Source organism: Streptomyces sp. NBC_00322 (assembly GCF_036147535.1).
Taxonomy (GTDB): domain Bacteria; phylum Actinomycetota; class Actinomycetes; order Streptomycetales; family Streptomycetaceae; genus Streptomyces.
Window position 1 is genome coordinate 15,029 of the sequence record NZ_CP108019.1, and the last position, 19,283, is coordinate 34,311.

A 19,283-nucleotide genomic window follows, 5' to 3' on the forward strand; every position below is an offset into this window, starting at 1 on the left:
CCTCCTTGCTGATGTAATGCTCAGGAACTGCATCGCGACTAGAGAGGTGACGGCCGGTGGACAACGATTCTCTGGCGACGAGCGCGGAAAGGATTTACCTTTCTGACGTCGAGCCGCATGCGAAGGCACCGATTGACGGAGCCCCAGACCTACGGTCGCGTGTGCTACTGCACGTACTCTTCGCGGACACTCTACTGATCGGGGACTCCCAGAGCCTCAACAAACGAGACTTCCGCGCGCTCGTCTCGCCGCAGGAAGCTCAAGAAGTCGAGAACGCCGCAGCAAGAACTGTGCTCCCGGATCTCGCCCCGCTGCTGGAGGAGGGCCGGATCCGTGTGGCTCGCCGGGCGGGGTACACGCTCCACAGGATCAGAGACGAGCATGAGGCGAAGAACGTTGACAACGTTCCCTGCTCCGCCTATGTGGACCAGCTGGACGCGATGGCAGCCGCCCACTTCGTGCCTTACGAGGGAAAAGTGGTGGAGGCTGCCTTCAAATCCGGTGTGCTGCACCGACTGGAGCTGGGGCTCCAGCAGGCTCAAGGCGATACGCGGGCAGTCTTGGACGCCGCTCTGATGTGGTCCAGCGACCAAGAGGTGCTGTACTACAAGTCGCTCCGTGACTGGCTGGACTGCTACCGGAAGACATCCCCAAGGGCGAGCGCGGAAGTAGTACTGGCACTGCAGTCGGTGGACGACTGGGCCGGTGAGTCCTACCGGCAGGCTCTCCCGAGTGCGTTGGACGTCGGTATGGCCAGCCCGCGCGATGTACCGGATACGATCCCGGCTTCGCGAAGCCGCCGGATTCTGGAACAGGCAGAGCTGCCCGCAGCAGTGCTCGACAATTTCCTGCTGTCGCAGCTCCCTGTGGAGGTCTTGTTCGAGGCGACGGCGCAGCCCTCACGCAACGCGCTGGTGCGGGAGTTGGCACGGCTCCGGCGTGGCCTGCAGCCGGACGTCTCGGTCCTACGGGCCGCTGTCAAAGAGTTCAGTTCGTGGATGATGGAGGCGTTCGACCGCACGTTCCGTGCCAGTGGCGGCCGGGCATGGGACCACCTGCGGGGTGAGGCACGTCTGATGCGCTTCGGCTTGGATGAGGACCCGGCGACCGGTCGCCTGGGGGCGGGGCTGGAGATCCAGACGGCGGCTGCAAGCACCGCCCAGAACCTGTCATTCCACGTGGTGAACCGTCCGACCGAGGCAGCGGAGGGCGACTGGATCCAGGCTCCCCGGCGATCATTGAAGGACCTCGATCAATTCGACCGGGTGGTCACCCTCTAGCCACCAGCGGCAGCGTATTCCGCTCAGCCATCACCAGGGCGTAGGCGGCGATCGTGACACCACAAGTGATCCGTCCTTGCCGCAACCAGTCCAGCATCTCATCTTGCGAGACCCACACCGGTTCGGCCACCGACTCCATTGCTTCCGGCCGGGCGGCCTTGCGCTCCGCGGAAAGCACGGTGGCCCAGCAGACGTGGATGCCGGTCTCGATCAGGCCGGTATCCGCGTGGATCAATCCGAGGTCGCGCACAGAGGAGGCCTCGAGTCCGGCCTCCTCCCGCAGTTCGCGCACAGCGGCTTTCTCGGGGTGCTCACCAGGCTCGCAACCGCCGCGCGGGAACTCCAGGGAGACAGCGCCCACCGGATAGCGATATGTAGGCACCAAGGCCATGCCGTCCGGACCCACCGGTACCACCACCACCCCCGTCTGCGCCCACTGCCACCGCAGGTAGTTACCTGGCAGCCCGCCCGGTGAGACAACGTCGTCGTTGTACAGCCGCCCGAAGCGGTTGCTGAAGACCTCGACGGCCCGATGGCGCCGGATCGGCGCGGGAGAGCCGGAATTCTCGTGGTCGGTCGGCATATCGCTCCTGCCTGGAATGTCATGGACTACCGTGCGACGGTCCTCATCCGCCATGATCGTCCAGGGACTCCAGCTGCTCCAGCCAGGACGCACGCTCATGAGAGAACTCACTGAGGTCGCAGCACAGTTCAGCCAGCGCACGCAATGATTGCCGCTGCGCTGCAAGCCGTGCGGGGTCCCGGCCAGGAAGCCCTTTACGCAGGTTCGCGGCCTCCCTCAACGCGAGATATGCCTGCCGGTACTGGCCTGCCCTGATGAGGCCCCTCGCGTGGCGGTGCAGCGTCTCGGGAAGCCTCGCAAAGTACCGCCCTGGCTGTCGCTCGGCCAATTCGCGAAGCAGCGCTAAGGACTCTTCTCCGGAGACGACGGCAGCCTTGATCAGGCCGGTCCGCTGCCTGCACTCGGCAAGTACTTCGAGGCAATCCAGCATCGTGTCGTCCTGTCGGGCACCTGGACTCGCTTGTTCGCACAACAGAACACCTCGGGCGGCCTCGCGGGCAGCCGCGTGCACCTGGCCGTCCTTCAGGCGCAGCAGCGCGAGAGTACTCAGGGCCGCCGCGGCGTCCAAGAGGCGCCTCTGCCGCGGCAGGCTTTCCCTCTCGGCTTGTGCCAACAACTGCTCGTAGAGGTCAACCGCCAGCCTGCTCTGGTCCAGCGCGGGCCCCGTCTCACCGGCGCGGTGCAGCAGCAGGCTCAGGTTATTGAGCGCCGCTGCGTACTCGGCCATGTGCCGTCCGGACTGGCGCACCAGGTCGCGGCTCAGTGTGACGGCCTGGCGGGCCGCTTCCAGCGCCATGTGGTTCCGCCCCGTGTCGTCGAGTCGGAGGCTGTAGCGGGAAAGGCGGCGCAGCCTGAGGAGTTGGTCTTCCTCGGTGAATTGCGCACTCGGCAGGTCCAGCAACCGGCCGAGGACCACCACTGCGACCGGGGACAGACTCGAAGGGTAGTTGGGCAACCTGTTTTCGACTGAGGCGAGCAGTGGCGGCTCGCATACCTCGAGCACTGGCAGCATGAGGTCGGCCAGCGGCTCGGCGTGGGGCAGCACACCGCCGGTGATGACAAGCGCGAGCAACAGCACTTCTGGGTGCTCGGCGACGGCCTGGCCCAGGGCCGCGTCCAAGGCCTGGTGCGCGGGGTGGACCTCGACCCGGCCCACGCCCGTGCAGCCGCGGGCCCGGGCGAGCACTTCGACCGTCTCCGCGGCCGCCGCGATCCGGGCCTCCGAGGCGTGATGGCGTGTCTGCAGCAGCGCGGCAAGATAGGCGTTGGTGTGCCCTGAGCTCTCCGGCGTGCTGAGGACCCGGCGGACCAGAATCTCGCCGATCCGGTCCGGCTCCAGCGGGGCCACTTGATCACCTCCGGCGGGATAGAGCATCTGCAGAGAGGTCTGGACGCCGAACGTGTTGAGCGCCTGTCGCCCGGGAAAGGCCGCCGAATAGACCCGGTTCAACACGTCGGTGAGGTCGGTTCGGGGCAGTCCGGGGACCAAGGTAGGAACGAGTAACAGTCCTTCCGACACGCGCTCACCGCTCTCGCCGGACAGCGCCGTCTCCCCGGGCAGGCGTGCCGCGAGCAGAGCGTGCCAGCCCCGGATCTCATGGTCGCAGATCCGCTCCAGCGGATCGCCGGCTTCAGCCCAGGTACCGCCCTGCTCTAAAGCGAGGACCGCGTCCAGCGCGAGTGCGAGCACGCCCAGCAGCGAATCCTGCTCTTCAGCGCGTGCGTCCAGCGATCCCGGCGCGGCGAGCCACCCGCAGCCGAGGCGGTCGGCGAACACCTTGAAAGCCCTGGAGGCCAAGGATGAATTCGCGATGGTCCTGGGAAGCTGTACGACGCTCGCACCGGCCAGCGCCCAGTCATCAACACGGCGCTTCAGCGCCTGCCACAGCGGTTCGTCCGAGCGGGCGAGGAGCAGCAACCGCAGCCGCATCCCCTCGGGGCCGTACTGGTACACGTGCTCCAGCTGCGCACAGATGTCATCCAGCCGAGCCTGGGCGTAGTCGAAGACGACCAGTACCGGAATGCCCGCCGAGAGGGCATCGATGAGTTCGACCAACCACTCCGGCCTGCCCAGCGCCCTTTTGTCTACAAACCCGGCGATCCAACCGTGCTTGTGCATCTCGCGGCACAGTTCACCGGCGAGCCTGGTTTTGCCAGAGCCCCCCGACGCGTGCAGCAGCCGCAGCAAGTAGTCCGGGTCGTCGTCGCACCATGCCCGCAGATCCGCTAGCTCCGGGCGATCCTGGAAAGGCATCGTGCCTTGGGCAAGCAGCTGTGCTGGGGTCACACGGGATACGGCGCGCCGCGGAGCGCCGCTCCCGAAGTGGCCAAAGAGCGCGGTCTGCCGGCGCTTGCGGTCCAGCGCCCAGTTGCACCACTCGGTGCCGGGCTGGTGAGCCCGGTAGTTGCGCTCCGCCAGCTCAGGGAAATGGTGTCGTACGGCATCGACGGGGATGAACCAGCCGCCAAGGGAGTCCTGGTCGTCGCGCGACGCCTTGAGCACGCCGCACACCCGCCCGGTACGGAGGTCAAGCACCGGGCCGCCACTGAATCCCTGCACAACCTGATCCCCTTGGAGCCGCACTAACTGCCCGGCCGGCCCAGCCACGACGAGGCGCAAAGTGTCCCGCTGCACGCCAGCTTCCAGGGTGTCCTCGCTGAATCCGTGGACAGCCACCTCTCCGCCCTGCGACGGTCCCTGCTCTCCGAGCCACACGCCGATGCCGCCCTCCAGAGGCTGACAAAGACGGAGCTCCGCGAGGTCCGGGAACTCATAGATGTCCCTTTCACCTCCGTACTCTGGAACCATGCGGACCACTTCGGCATCCATCGTGCGCCCCCGCACAGAAACCGAAACCGCCTCGCAGTTCTGTACAACATGGGCGCAGGTCAGGACGGTGTCTTCGGAGACCAAGAATCCGGAGCCATAGGGGTCGTCCGCGGTCCCTACGCCGACCACCTGATCGACGGCCAGCCGGTTCAATGCGTCCAGTCTCTCCCACGCCTCGTCGTCAGCGACCATGCCCTACTCCTCTGGGGTCGGGCAGCCAGCCTTCCGTGCGCTGCCACCGGAATCCAGTAGCCACCCCCGGTGTCCGCCTTCAAACACGACTCAGAGCGACGAGGACCACAATCCCGCTTCGCCTTGTCGTTGCCCCCGTAGAGCTCCCCCTTGAACTCCAGGTCGTACGACTCGGAGACCGCATTCGTCTTCAGGGCGACAACCTGGGCGTGCGAGACCGCGTCCAGCCGGGCCCCGAAGAGCCCTTCCAGACGGCGGGAACGAAGAGCAACCATGACGCCCGACACTGCCCCAGCCACCCACATCTGTCACAGGATCAAGCGGATTCCCCACCAGCCCCAGCACGGGGGCGGTTGCTTGCCCAGCGCTTGAGGTCGCCGACGCGGTAGAGGAGTTCGGCCCTGCGCTTGCCGGCAGCGTTGGGAAACACAGGCGCGGCGGGGACATCTCAGTCCGTATACACGTGAACCGCCGCTTCCAGGATCTGCTCGACATCGTCAGCAGCTGATCAAAAGCCCGACCTCGTCAGGGCGCCGGACAGGCCACGTTGCCTCGGAGGATGCATCTGCTCCACCGGGGCCCGTCGCGTATCCGGACCTGGTCACGACAAGTGGGTGGTGCCGACGGCGGCACGGGGCCGGTTGCGTGCCCGGTGAGGTCCCCGACGCAGTAGAGGAGTTCGGCGCCGCGCTTGCCGCTGAGGAACGGGAAGTCGGGGTCGTTGGCGCGGGCCCAGCGCCGTGCAGCGGATGTGGAGGAGCACCGGGCCGACGCGGGCTCAGTCAGAAGGAGACATCGATGTAGTCGATGTCGGTGAATTCGACCTCAAGCTGGTCGGCGCGGCGGCCGTTGTCCTTGAAGTACCCCTCCTGGATTCCTTCGGCGATGACCTCGTTGGGGCTCAGGGCACCGATGCCTTGCTGGGCGTCGAAGAGACGCCGGGCGTAGTCGGCGGGCAGGTGGACGGTGATGCGCCGCATGCGGCCGTCGTCGGTCGTACCGATGGGTGCGGTGTAGCCGAAGCGGGCGCGGGCTTCCACGGTGATCCCGGTCGAGGTGGCGGCCTGCTTCCGGCGACGGTCACGGACCTTCGGTTGCCAGCGGGCGCGCACCGCGGCGTCGATCCGGTCGGCGATCGCCTTGGGCGGGTGCTTCCGCTCGCCGGTGCGGTAGCGCTCCACCGAGCGCTGGGTGATGCCGAGTGTCTGGGCAACGGCCCTGGTCGTCTTCAACTGCTTGAGCAGGAAGTTGATGCGGCCCTTGAGAGTCTTGGGGGGCTCGCGGGTGAAAGCATCCTGCCCGGCACGCTCGATGGCGTCGAGGACGAGGGCGTCGTCGGCGTCCGCGTTGCCCGGGCGGATCCGTCGCACCATGGCCTATTCCCCTTCGTCCAGAACGGCGTCGCCGCCCTTGATGTGGCGGGCGGGGTTGTAGCCCTGCTCCATCAGGTCGACCGCCCAGGCCATCTCCTGGACGCCTTCGAGTTTGGCCAGGCCGGGGGTGGGGCCGAGGCGGAAGCCGCCAAATTGGGGCTTGCCGGAGGCGTTGTAGGGCAGGAAGTCCAGCGGGCTGCGGCCGGGTGAGGGGTAGACGACGCAGTCGGACAGCACGGCCAGCGGGTACAGGCCCGTCATCTTTGCCATGTTGTTCAGCTTGCGGTGCATGTTGACCCGTGCCTTGGAGATGACTGCGGCGCGGATGTCGGGGCGCCAGGTCGGCCGTTCCAGGGCTGGCCATCGTTCGCCCTGCTTGTAGTGGCGGCCCTGAGGGCGCTCGCGGAGTTTGCCGACGCCGCCCTTGACGGTTGCTTTGATCGCGGCGAGGACCGCGGCCAGGGCCGGGTCGGCGTCCTTGTGCCGTTCCATCGCCGCGAGGAACTCCTGGTCCGTCAGATCCTTGGAGACGCCGAGGTCGGCGAGGGTGTCAACGTAGGCGGTCTTGAGCCGGTCGTGCCACGGGTCCAGGTAGGCGCCCGTCTCACGGCGCAGGTAGGCCTCGAGCGGCTGGACGTTGTAGCCGAGTTCCTGGGCGTAGGCGACGGTGTGCGTCTGGTACCAGGCCGGGCCCTGGGGGCGGATCCCGGACGGGGTGAACGGCGAGGGCAGGCGCGGGTCCATCTCGATGCGGGAGAGGTCGACCAGCCAGGAGCCGGGGATCTTCGCGTTGAACGTGGGTGCGTGGAAGTGGTCCGGGGCAGACAGGCCCACGGTGAGCCGGGCCGCGGCTGCGAGGAACGCGGTGTTCAGATCCAGGCCCACCGCCCACGGCAGGGATGCTTCCTCCCCCGTGAGCAGATCCACGTCACGGACCCACTGGTACGCCTCCTCGTCCAGGAAGCCGCCCGTCCAGCCGGAGTTCACGACCACGGGATGCTCGGCAGTGGCCTCCGGCGGCGCCGGATCCATCGGCTCGGTGCCCAGCGAACCCGGGTTGTAGCCGGACACCCAGTTCCCGGTCTCCTTGTCCTGGACGGCTCGGGTGGGCGGGCGCAGCGCGGTCATCAGCTCCAGCCCGGAGACGGCCGTGCTGCCACGCGGGGTGATGACCCGCATCGCGTAGATGCCCAGGACGCGGGCGATGTCGGCCGGCTTCATCTGCGCAACGCCCGGCCAGGAACGCTCATCGAGGGCGTCCCACGACAGGACGGCAAGCTGTACGCACCTGCGCTGACCCGACTGCGCGGGACGGTAGATGCGCGCCCATGGGCCGAACCCGCGCTGAGTGAGCTTCCACTTCGCCTTCGCCACCTGCTTGACCACCGGATGATCGGCGGGCAGGCGCAGCGAGCGGCGTTGCTCATGGCCCTCCAGGCGCTCGGGCAGTCCGAGTTTCACTGCGGCCGCCGCAGTGAGCACGACCAGAGGGTCGGCGTCCTTGCCGTTGCGGTGCAGTTTCGCCGCACCGAGTCCGGACTCGGCGAGGGTCCACTCCACCAGTTCCGGGACCGTGGTGGCCGGGCAGTCCAGCACGATGCCGTCGATGCCGTATGCGCAGCCGTCGCCGTCCAGGACGGTGAGCGGGCCGTGCGGGAAGGACGGGTCGGTGTCGAGGGGCGGGGCGGCCCGCTTCTTCACCGGACGGTGCGCCGACGTGGCGGGCCGGGTAGCGGGGCGCTCCGGTTCGGGTGCGCTCTGGGTTGCGGGCGTCGTCGGTGCTCCGGGCACGGCGGGTGGGCCGGAGGAGGGCTCCGGGGCCGGGGACGGTGTGGGGGCTGAAGTCGCTCCCTGCGATGCCGGGGATCGGGGTGCCGGTTGCCGGGCAACGTCTTCGCCGCCGGGGGGTGTTGCGGGGGCGGGGTAGCGGTGGGCGAGGCCCTCGAGGAGGCGGCGGTAGGCCTCCAGGCGCTCGCCTCGGGGTTCGGCGCGGCCGGCTTCCCAGGCGGTGATGCTCGGTACCCGTACGCCCAGTGCCTGGGCGACGGCAGCCTGGGTGAGGCCGGCTGCCTCGCGCAGCCGTACCCGCTCGGCCGGGGTGGGCAGCACGGTGCCGTCGTCGACGGCGGCGAGGAGCGAGTCGATCGCGGTGAACAACTGCGGTGGCTGGTTTGTCATCTGCGGTTCTTCCTCGCTCACCGGACGCCCTGGCGGATCTCTTCGAGCCGCGTCATCAGCCGCTGATAGCGCTGCGAGGCGGCTTGGGAGGAGTTCAGGCCCTGATGGGCGGCGATCTGCCGCCAGTCCATGCCCCGGCGCCGGGCCTCGATGACCACCTGGGTCTCCAGCCGGTCCAACTGCTCGCGCATGTCCTCGAACAGGCCTAGTGCGGCGCCTACGTCGTCCGGGATCACGCCCGGCTCCCGCCCGTGGTCGTTCTGCTCGTCGGCGGCCGCCAGCAGCCGCCCCACGAGCGATGCATCCTGCTCGATACGACGCGCAGCCGTCGCATCCTGCCTGCCCCCGGAAGCGGGGGCCAGTGCAGACAGCCGGTCACGGGCCTGCTGACGGGAATCACGTGGCATACCGTCACCGTACCGCACGCAGGCAATGAAACAACGATTCGTTGTTTCATTGCTGTCACGGAGGAAGCCGCCGCGCCGGTCCGTACACGCTGATCCGAGTCGGCGTCACGAGCGCAGAACTGTTCGACCTCAGAGCATGGGTGAGAGGTCAGCCGCTGATGTCGACGCCGAAGCCGCGCGCCAGGTCGGCCAGTAATCCGAGGAGCCTCAGTCGGTGGCGTTCGCACCAAGGCTCCCGACGCACGGAGCGCAGAACATGCCACGGAACACGGCGGCCGCGCGGTGCGATCCGAGCTGCGCGCGCGGAGTGGAGCGGGAGGACACCCACCGCTCGCGCCGCGTACGGCGAGATCGGTTCTCCCTTCGGTTCAAGCGCTCACTGCAGGACCTGAGCGGTCCGAGCCGACGAGAGCCAGCTGGGGAACTCCTGCAGGAGCCGGTCGTAGAGGAGATCGTCGCGTACGGTGCGCAGATCGCGGCCCGCGTGGAAGAAGCCTGCGTTGTCGACGATGCGGTGTCTGGGTGCGGCCAGGTTGTCGAGACGGCGGAGAAAGGCGAACTCGTTGTCGTCGGGGTCGCCGAAGCCGATGAACTGCCAAAACAGCGGCAGGCGGGCGGCTTTGCATAGGTAGCGCTCGGCGGCGGACTTGCTGGTGGGCCCTCCGTCGGTCTAGAAGATCACCAGGGCTGGGGCGTCACTGCCGGAGCCAGGTAGTGGTCGATGACCTCGTCCATCCCTGATCTCGCGTGGGTATCCCCGGCTTCAGCCGGGGAGGGAAACGCATCCACGGCCCGGAGGCGCGAAGCGCCGGAGTTCACTGCGTTGTCAGTGGCCTCCGCTAAGTTGATCACACCGGGAACGAAGGGGGGTGGGCCGGATGATCCGTGCGTACAAGTTCCTCCTGCGCCCCACCGTCCGCCAGGTGCAGGCCCTCGCCGCGATGCTGGCCGATCACTGCTCGCTCTACAACGGGGCCTTGCAGGAACGCCGCGACGCCTACCGGCATGCCTCAAGGACGAGCGTCACGTACGGGCAGCAGTCCGCGCAGCTCAAGGACATCCGCGGCGTCGATCCCGAGCGGCAGGGCCGCTGGTCCTTCAGCTCGCAGCAGGCCACGCTGCGCCGTCTGGACAAGGCGTTCGCCGCGTTCTTCCGTCGGGTCAAGTCCGGCGAGACGCCGGGCTACCCCCGTTTGCGGGGCATCAACTGGTTCGACACGGTGGACTTTCCCAAGGACGGCGACGGCTGTCGCTGGGACTCCGCCCCGCACGATCGGGTCGCCCGTGTCCGTTTCCAGGGCGTCGGGCACGTCAAGGTCAACCAGCACCGGCCGGTGGTCGGCAGGGTCAAGACCGTGTCCGTCAAGCGCGAGGGCAAGCGCTGGTACGTCATCCTCACCGCCGAGCAGCCGCAGCCCGAACCCCTGCCCGCGACCGGCAGGGTAGTCGGCATCGACCTGGGCATCGCCAACTTCCTCGCCGACTCACACGGCGCGTTCGTACCCAACCCGCGCCACGGGCGGAAGGCCGCCGCCAAGCTCGAAGCCGCACAGCAAGCCCTCGCCCGGTTCCCGCGGGTGCGCCGCGACCAGCGCACCGCCCACCACCGCCGTGCCGTCGAGAAGGTCGCCGACCTGCACCGCAAAGTCCGCCGTCAGCGGCTCGACCACGCACACAAAACCGCCCTCGGCCTGGTCCGTGCGCACGACGTCATCGCGCACGAAGACCTCAAGATCCGCAACATGGTCAAGGCCCCCGCCCCGAAACCCGACCCCGACCGGCCGGGCGGCTTCCTGCCCAACGGAGCCGCAGCGAAGGCCGGACTCAACCACTCGATCCAAGACGCCGGATGGGGGGTGTTCCTGACGATCCTGCACGCCAAGGCTGAAAGCGCCGGACGGGAAGTGATCGCCGTGGACCCCCGCAACACCTCCCGGACCTGCCCCGCATGCGGGCACGTCGCAGTGGAGAACCGGCCCACCCAGGAGAAGTTCCACTGCCTCTCGTGCGGCCACCACGCGCACGCGGACACGGTAGGCGCCCTGAACGTTCTACGGGCCGGGCTGGCCCGTCGCCACGCCCAACCGGCATAGCGAAAAGCCCCCTCATTCATGGAGGGGAGGAGTCACGGCCCAGTGGTAGTTCGTCCGCCCCATGTGGCCGAGGTTCTCGTGCAGCTTGTTGATCCGGCCACGATGACCTCCGAGCCTGAGATCGGTGGATCCGTCGACATCGGTGGAGAAGAACACCACCGGCACCGTGCCGTCGTCATCGAGGTGCGCGGACAAGGAGAGGACCTGCTCACCGAGATGCTGCATGGTGCCGTCCTTGTAGTAGGGCCGCATCGAACCGGAGCGGTCCAGCACGAGATACACAGCAGCACGCACCCCCTCGAGACCGTGCGCGCGCACACTGGATCCGGCCGTCTTGTAGAGGCTCACCAGATCCGGGGCCTGCGCCTGCATCTTGGACAGGCTGATTGCCGGGGCCTCGTTCTGAACCCTGCCCATGGTCACCACTCCTGTATCGCGCAAAACCCTCATCCTCTCGGTCGAGGCGGTACCACAAGGAAAGTTCTCCAACGGACCCCCTGATCAGTGCGCCCCGGGGTAACGGCCCGCCCCCCAGACGGCGTGGCAGTCGGCGGTGGCGGACGTCCACGTCGCCTTCCTGCCGGTCCGGTACCCCGGCGCCCGCTCGCAGGTGCTCTCGCTGCCAGTCCGGCCTATTCCGCGGTCATTCGGCTGCTGCGGTCAGGTGGGCGAAGGTCGATCCGGCGGGGTCTTTGCGGACGTGGAGGCGTTGGGTGATGCGGCGGCGCAGTTCGGGGACGTGGCTGATGACTCCGACGGTGCGGTCGTGGGCGCGCAGGGAGTCCAGGACGTCGAGGACCTTGTGGAGGGTGTCCTCGTCGAGGGTGCCGAAGCCTTCGTCGATGAAGAGCGTGTCCAGGGGGTTGCCGCCGGCTTCGTGGGTGACGACATCGGCCAGTCCGAGAGCCAGGGACAGGGAGGCGAAGAAGGATTCGCCGCCGGAGAGCGTGTCGGTCTTGCGGGGGCGGCCGGTCCAGGAGTCGGTGATCTCGAGCCCCAGGCCGGAGCGGGCGCCGCGGGCCGCTTGGTGGTCGGAGTGGGAGAGGGTGTAGCGGCCTTCGGACATGAGGTGCAGGCGGGTGTTGGCGGCGGTGACGACTTCTTCCAGGCGGGCGGCCAGGACGTAGGCCTCCAGCTGCATGCGTACCCGGGCGCTGGGTGAGTTGCCGGTGATGAGTTCGGCCAGGTGGCGGGCGGTGAGGTGGGCCTGCTCGAGTGGTTCCAGGCGTTGGACGGCGGCATCGAGGTCGGTGGCGAGGGCGGTGAGGGCCTGGCTACAGGTGTGGGCGGCGCTGGCGGCGGCGGCCGCTTCGGCGTGCTGGTCGTCCGCGGCCGCTCTTGCAGCCGTGGCTGCGGCGGGGTCGGCGGCGGGCTGGGCGGCGGCTTGCTGCAGTTCCGGATTGTCGAGGACTGCGGTGTGCGCGGCGCAGGCCTCGCGCCACTGGGTGATCTCTTCTTCGATGGCGCGCAGGTCATCGTCGCCGAGCAGGGCCTGTTGGGCGAGTGCCAGGGTGTCGAAGCCCTGGTCCTTGGCGGCGAGGGCGGCCTGTTCGGTGCGGTGCGTGAGGGTCTGGACAGTGGCCGCGAGGCTGCGAGAGGCCTCGGCTGTTTCCTTGAGGCGGTCGGCGGTTCGGGTGAGTTCGCCGGCGTGGGCGGCGACGGTGGGATGGGTACCACGGGCTGCGGTGAGTTTGGCCGTCAGCTCGGTGAGCTGCTGGGTGAGGGTGTCGTAGTGGGCGTTGCGGGCGGACAAGCCGGCCGTGGCGGTGCTGTGCTGCTGGGTCTGGGCGGTGTGCTCGCTGTCGAGGGTGAGGAGTTCTTCTTGGACGGTGCCCTGGTCGCCAGCGCGGTTCAGGGCCTCGGTCAGCTCGGCGGTGAGCGTGGTGTGCTGGGTCTGGAGGTCGGTCAGGGGGGTGTCGCCGGCTTCGCCGGTGGCGGTGGCAGCCTGTTCGCGGAGCCCGTGCAGCACGGCTGCGGCGGCTTCCTGTGTGGCCTTGGCCTGCTCGTGGAGGGCTTCCGCGTCCTGTTCGTCCTGGCGTGTGGGCTGCCCGTCCTGGGGAGCGGCGGGCGCCGGGTGGGTGCAGGATCCGCAGACCGGGCAGGGGGTGTTGTCGGTGAGGGTGGCGGCGAGTTCGGCGGCCATGCCGTCGGTGCGCCGACGGCGGACGGTGAGGTAGGCCTGGCCGGTCTGGCCGACGACGGTTTGTGCATCGGCCAGTTGCTGCTCCGCCTTGGCGATCTTGGCAAGGTGGGTGTCGCGGCGGCCGGCGGCTTCGAGGCGAGTCTTGAGGCTGTCCAGGGCGCTCTGGTGGCGGCGGCTTTCTTCTTCGGCCTGGCGGGCGGCCTCCCGCTGGGCTTCGAGGTTGCGGCGCCGGGTGGGTTCTGCTTCGAGCCAGTCCTGGGCGGTGCGTTGCCGGGAGGCGAAGTCCTGCCGTTCGGTGTCGGTGCGCTCCAGCTCGGTGGTCAGCCGGCGGACGGTGTCTTCTTCGGGGACGAGGGTGGTCAGGACGGCAGCTTCGGCGCGAAGAGACTGCTCGGCGGTTTCCAGCCGGCCGGCGTCCCCGTCCTTGTGTTCGGGCAGCAGGTGCTCGCGGGCGGTGCGTTCGGCAGTCTGGGCGCGGGTGTGGTCGTCTGCGGCGGTGTCCGCAGCGTGCAGCAGCGGGGCTGCCTGCTGGGCGCGGCGGGCCTGGTCGCGGTGCTGGACCAGTGCGTCCTGGTGCGGTGTCTGTTCCTGGAGCAGGTCGAGCTGCTGCCGGGCGCTGGTGTAGGTGGCCTGCTGCTGGTGGAGTTCGCGGGCCGCTGCTTCGAGCCGCTGCTGTCCGGCCAGGTTCTCCTTGGCCGTTGTGGCTGCCTGGAGTGTCCTGGCGTGGTCGGTGTGGCCGGCTTGGAGGAGATCCTGGGCCCAGGCGCGGGCGGGCTCGGTGAGGGTGTGCGGGTCGTCGGGGGTGGGTGCCGTGCACTGGGTTGTCAGGTCGCCTCCGGCGGCCTGGTGGATGCGTTCGGCCAGGCGCAGCACGTCGGCGCGGGCGGCGTCACGGTTCTTCTCGGTGGTGCGGCTGTGGTCGTTGAGCCAGCGCTCGATGAAGGTGAAGCGGCCGGTGCGGAAGAGTTTGCCGAGGAGTTCTCGCCGGCCGTGGGCGTCGGCGTGGAGGAACGTGGTGAAGTCGTTCTGCGGCAGCAGGACGACCTGGCAGAACTGGTCCCGGCTCATGCCCAGCAGGTCGGTGACCTCGAGGGCAGCCTCTTGGTGGGACTTGCTGGAAGGCTCCCAGTGGCCTTGGCCGTCGGCGTCGACGGCCCATTCGCTCAGGCGGGTTTCTGCCTTCTGGGAGGTCTCGCCTTCACCGGATCGCTTGGGCCGCATCTGGGCGGGGATCCGGTGGATGCGCAGGCGGCGGCCTGCGAGGGTGACCTCGAGGGTGACTTCGGTCAGGAGGGCGGCGGGAGCATGGTGGCTGCGCAGCAGCAGCAGGTCGCGGTCGCCCGGTGGCTTGCCGTAGAGGGCGAAGCAGATGGCCGCGAAGACGGTGCTCTTGCCGGCTCCGGTGTCGCCGTGCAGGAGGAACAGGCCGTCGGCGGACAGGGAGTTGAAGTCGATGGTGTGGGTGCCGGCGAAGGGTCCGAACGCCTGCAGGGTCAGGTTGTGCAGGCGCATGTCAGACGGTTTCCTTCTGCTGCTCGTTCAGGCGGGATGCTTCGACGGCCTGCTGGAGCAGGTGGTGCTCATCCGGGGTGGGGTCGGTGCCGCGCATGCTGCTGATGAAGTCGCTGGCAATGTCGAGGTCACCGCGGCCTCGGATGCGTTCGCTGTAGGTCGGAGTGTTCGTGGCCTGGGCGGGGATGAGGGCGGGCCGGTGCTTGAGGCTGGCGGTGTGGGGGAAGCGGCGGCGCAGGCGGGCCATGGCCTCGAAGGGCAGAGCAGTGTCGGTGAGGGTGACCTCGAGCCAGGCATCCTCCAGCGGCTCGTGGGCGGGGTTGGCCAGGAGGTCTTCGATGAAGCCGGTCACGCACTCCAGGCGCAGCGGCACGGGGCAGAGCAGGTGGGTGAGGGCGGGAACGGCATCGGCGGCGAGGTCGACCAGGGTGATCGACTTGGTGTGGCGGGCTTCGGAGAAGGAGTAGGCCAGCGGGGAGCCGCTGTAGTGGATGCGGTCGGTGACGGGCTGGGGGCCGTGGAGGTGGCCCAGGGCCACGTAGTCAATCCCCTCGAAGACGTCGGCGCCCACGTGGGCGACCCCGCCCACAGCGATCTCACGTTCGCTCTCAGCCTCCTCGCTCTCCTTGCGTTCCTCGGGCTGCCCGGTGCCGGAGGTGACGAAGGCGTGCGCGAGGACCACGGACCGGGTGCCGGCCGGCTGGTTGTTGGTGAGGTCGGCGTGGATGCGGTCCAGGGCTGCGGTCAGCACGGCGCGGTGGGAGACGGCTTCGGCTTCCAGGCGGTCGCGGACCATCGACGGCTCGAGGTAGGGGATGCCGTACACGGCCACAGGGCCGTCGGCGTCTTCGAGGCGGACCGGAATGTCGCAGGTGCCGGGGTCGGTCCTCACGTGGATGCCGGCACGGGCGAGAAGACCGGATCCGACGCCGAGGCGGTGCGCGGAGTCGTGGTTTCCGCTGATCATGATGATCGGCACGTCGAGATCGGCAAGTTGATGCAGAGCGCGGTTGAACAGGCGCACGGCGTCCAGGCTGGGAATCGCCCGGTCGTAGATATCTCCTGCGACAAGGACCGCGTCGACGTCCTCGGTTCGGGCGGTGTCGACCAGATGGTCGAGGAAGGCATGCTGGGCGGGGATCAGATCTTCTGTGTGGAACCGGCGGCCCAGGTGCCAGTCCGAAGTGTGCAGAAACCGCATGACCACAGACCGTAACCACAGTGACGGTAGCTGCGGGCGGTTTTCCTGATAAACGCGATCATCGACGGAAGGCTCGATGCGTGCGCACTCCATGGCGTCGGATGGCAGGAAGGTGCGGCGCAGTGGTAGCAGTATCGATGAGGCACGACGGGCTGGCTCTCCTACCGGTGTGGACGAGGAGCCTCTGCCGGTAGCAGGCCAGCTGGAGCCTTTGTTGGCCTCTGCTGCACGAGTAAATGAAGTGCAGTGAATTCCCGGCGCGCCTGCGCGAGTGCGCCCCCTTCGCTCCAACACGCGCTGTGCGGAGCGCGCTTGTCCCCTTACCTTGCTTGCAACGAAGACGGGGACAGGACGCATCTAGGGTGAATCGGCAGGCGTAGCCGCAGGAGGCGGCGTGCCATCGGCGGTAATCGTCCGAGTCCGGTAGCCAACCCGCTAGCGCCGTGATCACCAGAGTCTGAGTCCGTCAACACTGTGCGGTCGGGCTGGGGGCGCTCCGTCTATGGACTGCACAATGGCGCAACAGCGCCCTCCCCCGTCCTGTCCCACAGGGAAGGCCAAACAGGAGATCGCTCTGTATTTCTCACCCGACGTGATTGCCCGCCTGTCCGTGAACCCTGGCGGTGACCACCGCCAGGTAAGCGGCGTACGTCTCCCGTTGGTTCCACGAAAAGAGAACAGTGTGAGAGTTACCTGCCATCAGTCGTGTCTGCGCAGCACCGTCAGCGATCCGAAACTGTCGCCGGTCCTGAGCGGTGACAAGGTGTACGTATCCGTTTACTAGGCGAGTGGGTTCCTTGGACTGAACTTCAGCGACTTCGGCAATGGGGATCACACAGTCCTTGGCGCCGCCCACCTTCCCCACAAACTTACGCCTGATCTCGGCCCGATCTGCGCAGAGCGTGACGGTCGCGGTGTATCCCCTGAACACGAGTGGCTCAGGCTGCTGCGCAGGCGCACTTGGCGGTGCATTGTTGTCCGCTCTGCATGCTGGAACGGGGTCTCCGCGTGCGAGGAGGTCCAGGGTAGGTAAGGCATACGTGACGGCACCAGTGAGACGGCCCTGCTCGGTGTGTGGCGACAGGTCTTGGAGCTCGCCGGACGGAGCCTCGGCAGGGTGGGTAACGGTCGGCGAGGCGGACGGGCCGCGGAGCACGGTTCCATCCGTCGTATTGGCGACTGCGGCCATGCCTGCTTCATGGAATTCCCTCCCGGCGACGGCTTGTTGTACGCGCAGGAGCGGTGGGGCTTGGAGTGGTCGCTCATCACGACCCGCTGGCTGGACGGTCCTCGTCTCCCGAGCCGCGTTGCCGTGATGCTCAGCAAGGGGCTCAGGGACGATCTCCTCGGTAGGCATCGCGAGTCGGGCGCTCTGCTTGGACCTGCCGTTGGTGATGTGGGCGATGGCCACTCGGTACTCGGTCTCGGTCCACAACTGTGGTCTCTGGCTCACGCCGGCCGCAAGGACTCGTTCATAGACGTACTCGTAAAGGTCATTGACGCTGACGATTCCGTCCTGGTCACGGTCCGCCTCACCGGTTTGAAGGCCGTTGATGATGGCGCCGGTGAACCGCGAAGGTTCGGGTGCCAACGCCGTGAGGTGATCGCCCTCCCATGCGTACTCAGTGCGGTTCGTCGCTGTCAAGATGGCCCGGCCATGGCCTGCCAGCTCTTCCCTCACATGCACGGCTGTGTCGCCCTTGGTACCCGGCAGAAAGGCGCCGCTATAACAGCAGTCGAGAAGCACGACAATCGACCTGGCCCGGCAGTTGCGCATCTGGTCATGCACGAATGCCGCGGATACAGCGGTGGAGGCGAGGAGCCGGTGGTCGGTGTCTTTGGCGGCAAAGTAGAGATGCCCGTTATCATCCTTGATGCCGTGGCACGAAAAGTGAAGCAGAAGCAAGTCGTCGCGGCTTCGGTCCAGGAAGAAGGACTCCAGGACTCGGTTGACTTCATGCTGGGGTCGATCGATCACCTGGGTGACGTCATACGCCCCGATGTAGGGGTCGTGGAGCACTTCCGCGAGCCCGGCAGCGTCCCGAGCGGGTGAACGAAGCTGTCTCAGCGCAGGATCATCGTGTTCACCTGTGGCGATGAGTAATGCGCTGCGACTACCAGACAAAGTCGCTCACCACGGGGCTTTCCCGGCGGAGCCGACCACGTCAAGCACTGGAGGCATCTGCTTCGCCCTCTGGCTCCGCGCGCGAGACAGGCCCGTGAGTCACGATGAATGCCTCCACAAGCCGCCGTTGGTCTTCCGTCGTCGCCTGTTCCAGTTCGATGCTGTCGTCGCCGAAAACAACCCGCACTTTACGAATGGGACGGTGGGTCATCCACGTCTCCAGCAACCGGAACACTTCCCGCAAGACGATGGGCGACAACGTTACGCCAAGTACCCCAAGGGTGACCGCGTCGCCGGGCTTGGAACCCGCAGGAGCCTCATCGATGCGCACCGACTCCACACGGTCAACGTCAAGTTCGAGCAGCCGGCCTCGCAATTGGGCAGTGAGTTCGTCGAGTTCCACCGTGTCACTGTCAGGTGCCCCTTCGAGCGTGACAGTCATCAATCCTGCGTTAGCCACAACACCCCCATCAAAACCTGAACAGGCCCAGCGTATCGTCAACCTCGTAACAAATAGGCGGAGTTGCGCTGCCCGCACGACGCCCCACTGGCGTTCCTGCGATGCCGGTCTCCAGCGAAACGAACACCCCGATCCGATGACGGACCGGTTGCTCCCGTCAGTGCCGCTCGGCATCATCCAACGATCCACGCCTCGGCTGCTGCAGGCTCTGCCCCTGCAGCTCGGCCGGGTGCGCAGGACGGTCTTTCGTGTCAGCCTTGCGGATCATTCCATGAGAAGTGGGATGGACCGTGCTTCGTCATAGCCTTGCAGAGAGCTTTGACCATCGCCTGCGGGTTCGCTGCAGCGGCGGCTCTGTACTCGGTCACCTCCAACGCGAAGACGAACAAGTCCCGCAGGTGCAGGACCCCGACACTGTCGCCCGCTGCGGCGGTGAACAGTGCGTCGAACGACGTTGTGTCGTTGGACGACCAGGCCGACATCAGGCGCAGGGTGAGGGCGCGATCGGGCGGCACCCTTTCGTCCAGGCTTTCCGTCTCGCCGCTCTTCGCAGGCTTTCCGGTGGCGAACTCGCTGCCGGTGACCATGGTCACCGAGTCCACGTAGGCAGCGACCGTATGAGCCATGGCCAGCACGTCCTCGAGCGGTAGTGCCAGGATCATGCCCAGACGATGTCCGGCTTCGTCGAACTCTCCCAGCGCGGCCTGAGCCACCGCTGCCTGAAGGCAGAGCTGCGCCAACTGGTGTTCCTTGGCAACGTGCTTCACGTACCAATCCCCTCTCATCGCATCGATGAAGCAGAGCTGGAGTCTGTGCCTCCAGCGGGCGGACAAGCATCTGCCGGTTGCGCGGATGAAGACCTCGGCGAGGGACAGCCGGCCGCTGCCCCAGGTCACCTGAGCGGTG

General features: G+C 67.6%; 12 protein-coding genes and 2 pseudogenes. 2 read left to right on the forward strand and 12 right to left on the reverse strand.

Annotated features, from left to right (window positions below; genetic code table 11):
- The first annotated feature begins 56 nt into the window (after positions 1–56).
- Positions 57–1,280, forward strand: a complete 1,224-nt coding sequence (locus OG905_RS00055; protein WP_328665236.1) for a hypothetical protein — start codon at positions 57–59, stop codon at positions 1,278–1,280.
- Here the strand turns inward: OG905_RS00055 and OG905_RS00060 are convergent.
- From OG905_RS00060 to OG905_RS00085, 6 genes and pseudogenes are all read right to left on the reverse strand, one after another.
- Positions 1,270–1,863 (reverse strand): NUDIX hydrolase, encoded by a 594-nt coding sequence (locus tag OG905_RS00060; RefSeq protein WP_328665237.1) that lies wholly within the window; start codon positions 1,861–1,863, stop codon positions 1,270–1,272. The genes OG905_RS00055 and OG905_RS00060 overlap by 11 nt on opposite strands.
- A gap of 43 nt (positions 1,864–1,906) precedes the next feature.
- Positions 1,907–4,885, reverse strand: coding sequence for a S1 family peptidase (locus tag OG905_RS00065; protein WP_328665239.1), 2,979 nt, complete (start codon positions 4,883–4,885; stop codon positions 1,907–1,909).
- A 782-nt stretch (positions 4,886–5,667) separates the two neighbouring features.
- The gene (tpg, locus tag OG905_RS00070) at positions 5,668–6,258 is read right to left on the reverse strand and encodes a telomere-protecting terminal protein Tpg (protein ID WP_328665241.1); all 591 of its coding nucleotides are present in this window, start codon (positions 6,256–6,258) and stop codon (positions 5,668–5,670) included.
- A 3-nt stretch (positions 6,259–6,261) separates the two neighbouring features.
- Positions 6,262–8,436, reverse strand: coding sequence for a telomere-associated protein Tap (gene tap / locus OG905_RS00075; RefSeq protein WP_328665243.1), 2,175 nt, complete (start codon positions 8,434–8,436; stop codon positions 6,262–6,264).
- Between the two features lie 17 nt (positions 8,437–8,453).
- Positions 8,454–8,843: a hypothetical protein gene (locus OG905_RS00080; protein ID WP_328665246.1), complete on the reverse strand. Its 390-nt coding sequence runs from the start codon at positions 8,841–8,843 to the stop codon at positions 8,454–8,456.
- A 376-nt stretch (positions 8,844–9,219) separates the two neighbouring features.
- Positions 9,220–9,581 (reverse strand): annotated as a pseudogene (locus OG905_RS00085) (VWA domain-containing protein); the annotation flags it as partial.
- Positions 9,582–9,721: 140 nt separating this feature from the next.
- On the opposite strand from OG905_RS00085, the gene OG905_RS00090 reads away from it, so the two are divergent.
- Positions 9,722–10,936 carry an RNA-guided endonuclease InsQ/TnpB family protein gene (locus OG905_RS00090; protein ID WP_328665248.1) on the forward strand — a complete coding sequence of 405 codons (1,215 nt, stop codon included), beginning with the start codon at positions 9,722–9,724 and terminating at the stop codon, positions 10,934–10,936.
- A gap of 33 nt (positions 10,937–10,969) precedes the next feature.
- Here OG905_RS00090 and OG905_RS00095 read toward each other — a convergent pair.
- The 6 genes and pseudogenes from OG905_RS00095 to OG905_RS00120 all read right to left on the reverse strand — a co-directional run.
- A pseudogene (locus OG905_RS00095) lies at positions 10,970–11,353 on the reverse strand (VWA domain-containing protein); the annotation flags it as partial.
- Between the two features lie 226 nt (positions 11,354–11,579).
- Positions 11,580–14,591 (reverse strand): SMC family ATPase, encoded by a 3,012-nt coding sequence (locus tag OG905_RS00100; protein ID WP_328665250.1) that lies wholly within the window; start codon positions 14,589–14,591, stop codon positions 11,580–11,582.
- A 1-nt stretch (position 14,592) separates the two neighbouring features.
- On the reverse strand, positions 14,593–15,792 hold the full coding sequence (locus OG905_RS00105) for an exonuclease SbcCD subunit D (protein ID WP_328665252.1): 1,200 nt from the start codon (positions 15,790–15,792) through the stop codon (positions 14,593–14,595).
- 583 nt (positions 15,793–16,375) lie between these two features.
- On the reverse strand, positions 16,376–17,917 hold the full coding sequence (locus OG905_RS00110) for a caspase family protein (RefSeq protein ID WP_328665253.1): 1,542 nt from the start codon (positions 17,915–17,917) through the stop codon (positions 16,376–16,378).
- Positions 17,918–17,957: 40 nt separating this feature from the next.
- The gene (locus tag OG905_RS00115) at positions 17,958–18,359 is read right to left on the reverse strand and encodes a hypothetical protein (RefSeq protein WP_328665255.1); all 402 of its coding nucleotides are present in this window, start codon (positions 18,357–18,359) and stop codon (positions 17,958–17,960) included.
- A 269-nt stretch (positions 18,360–18,628) separates the two neighbouring features.
- Complete coding sequence (locus tag OG905_RS00120; RefSeq protein ID WP_328665257.1) at positions 18,629–19,144, reverse strand: hypothetical protein; 516 nt, start codon at positions 19,142–19,144, stop codon at positions 18,629–18,631.
- Positions 19,145–19,283: the final 139 nt, after the last annotated feature.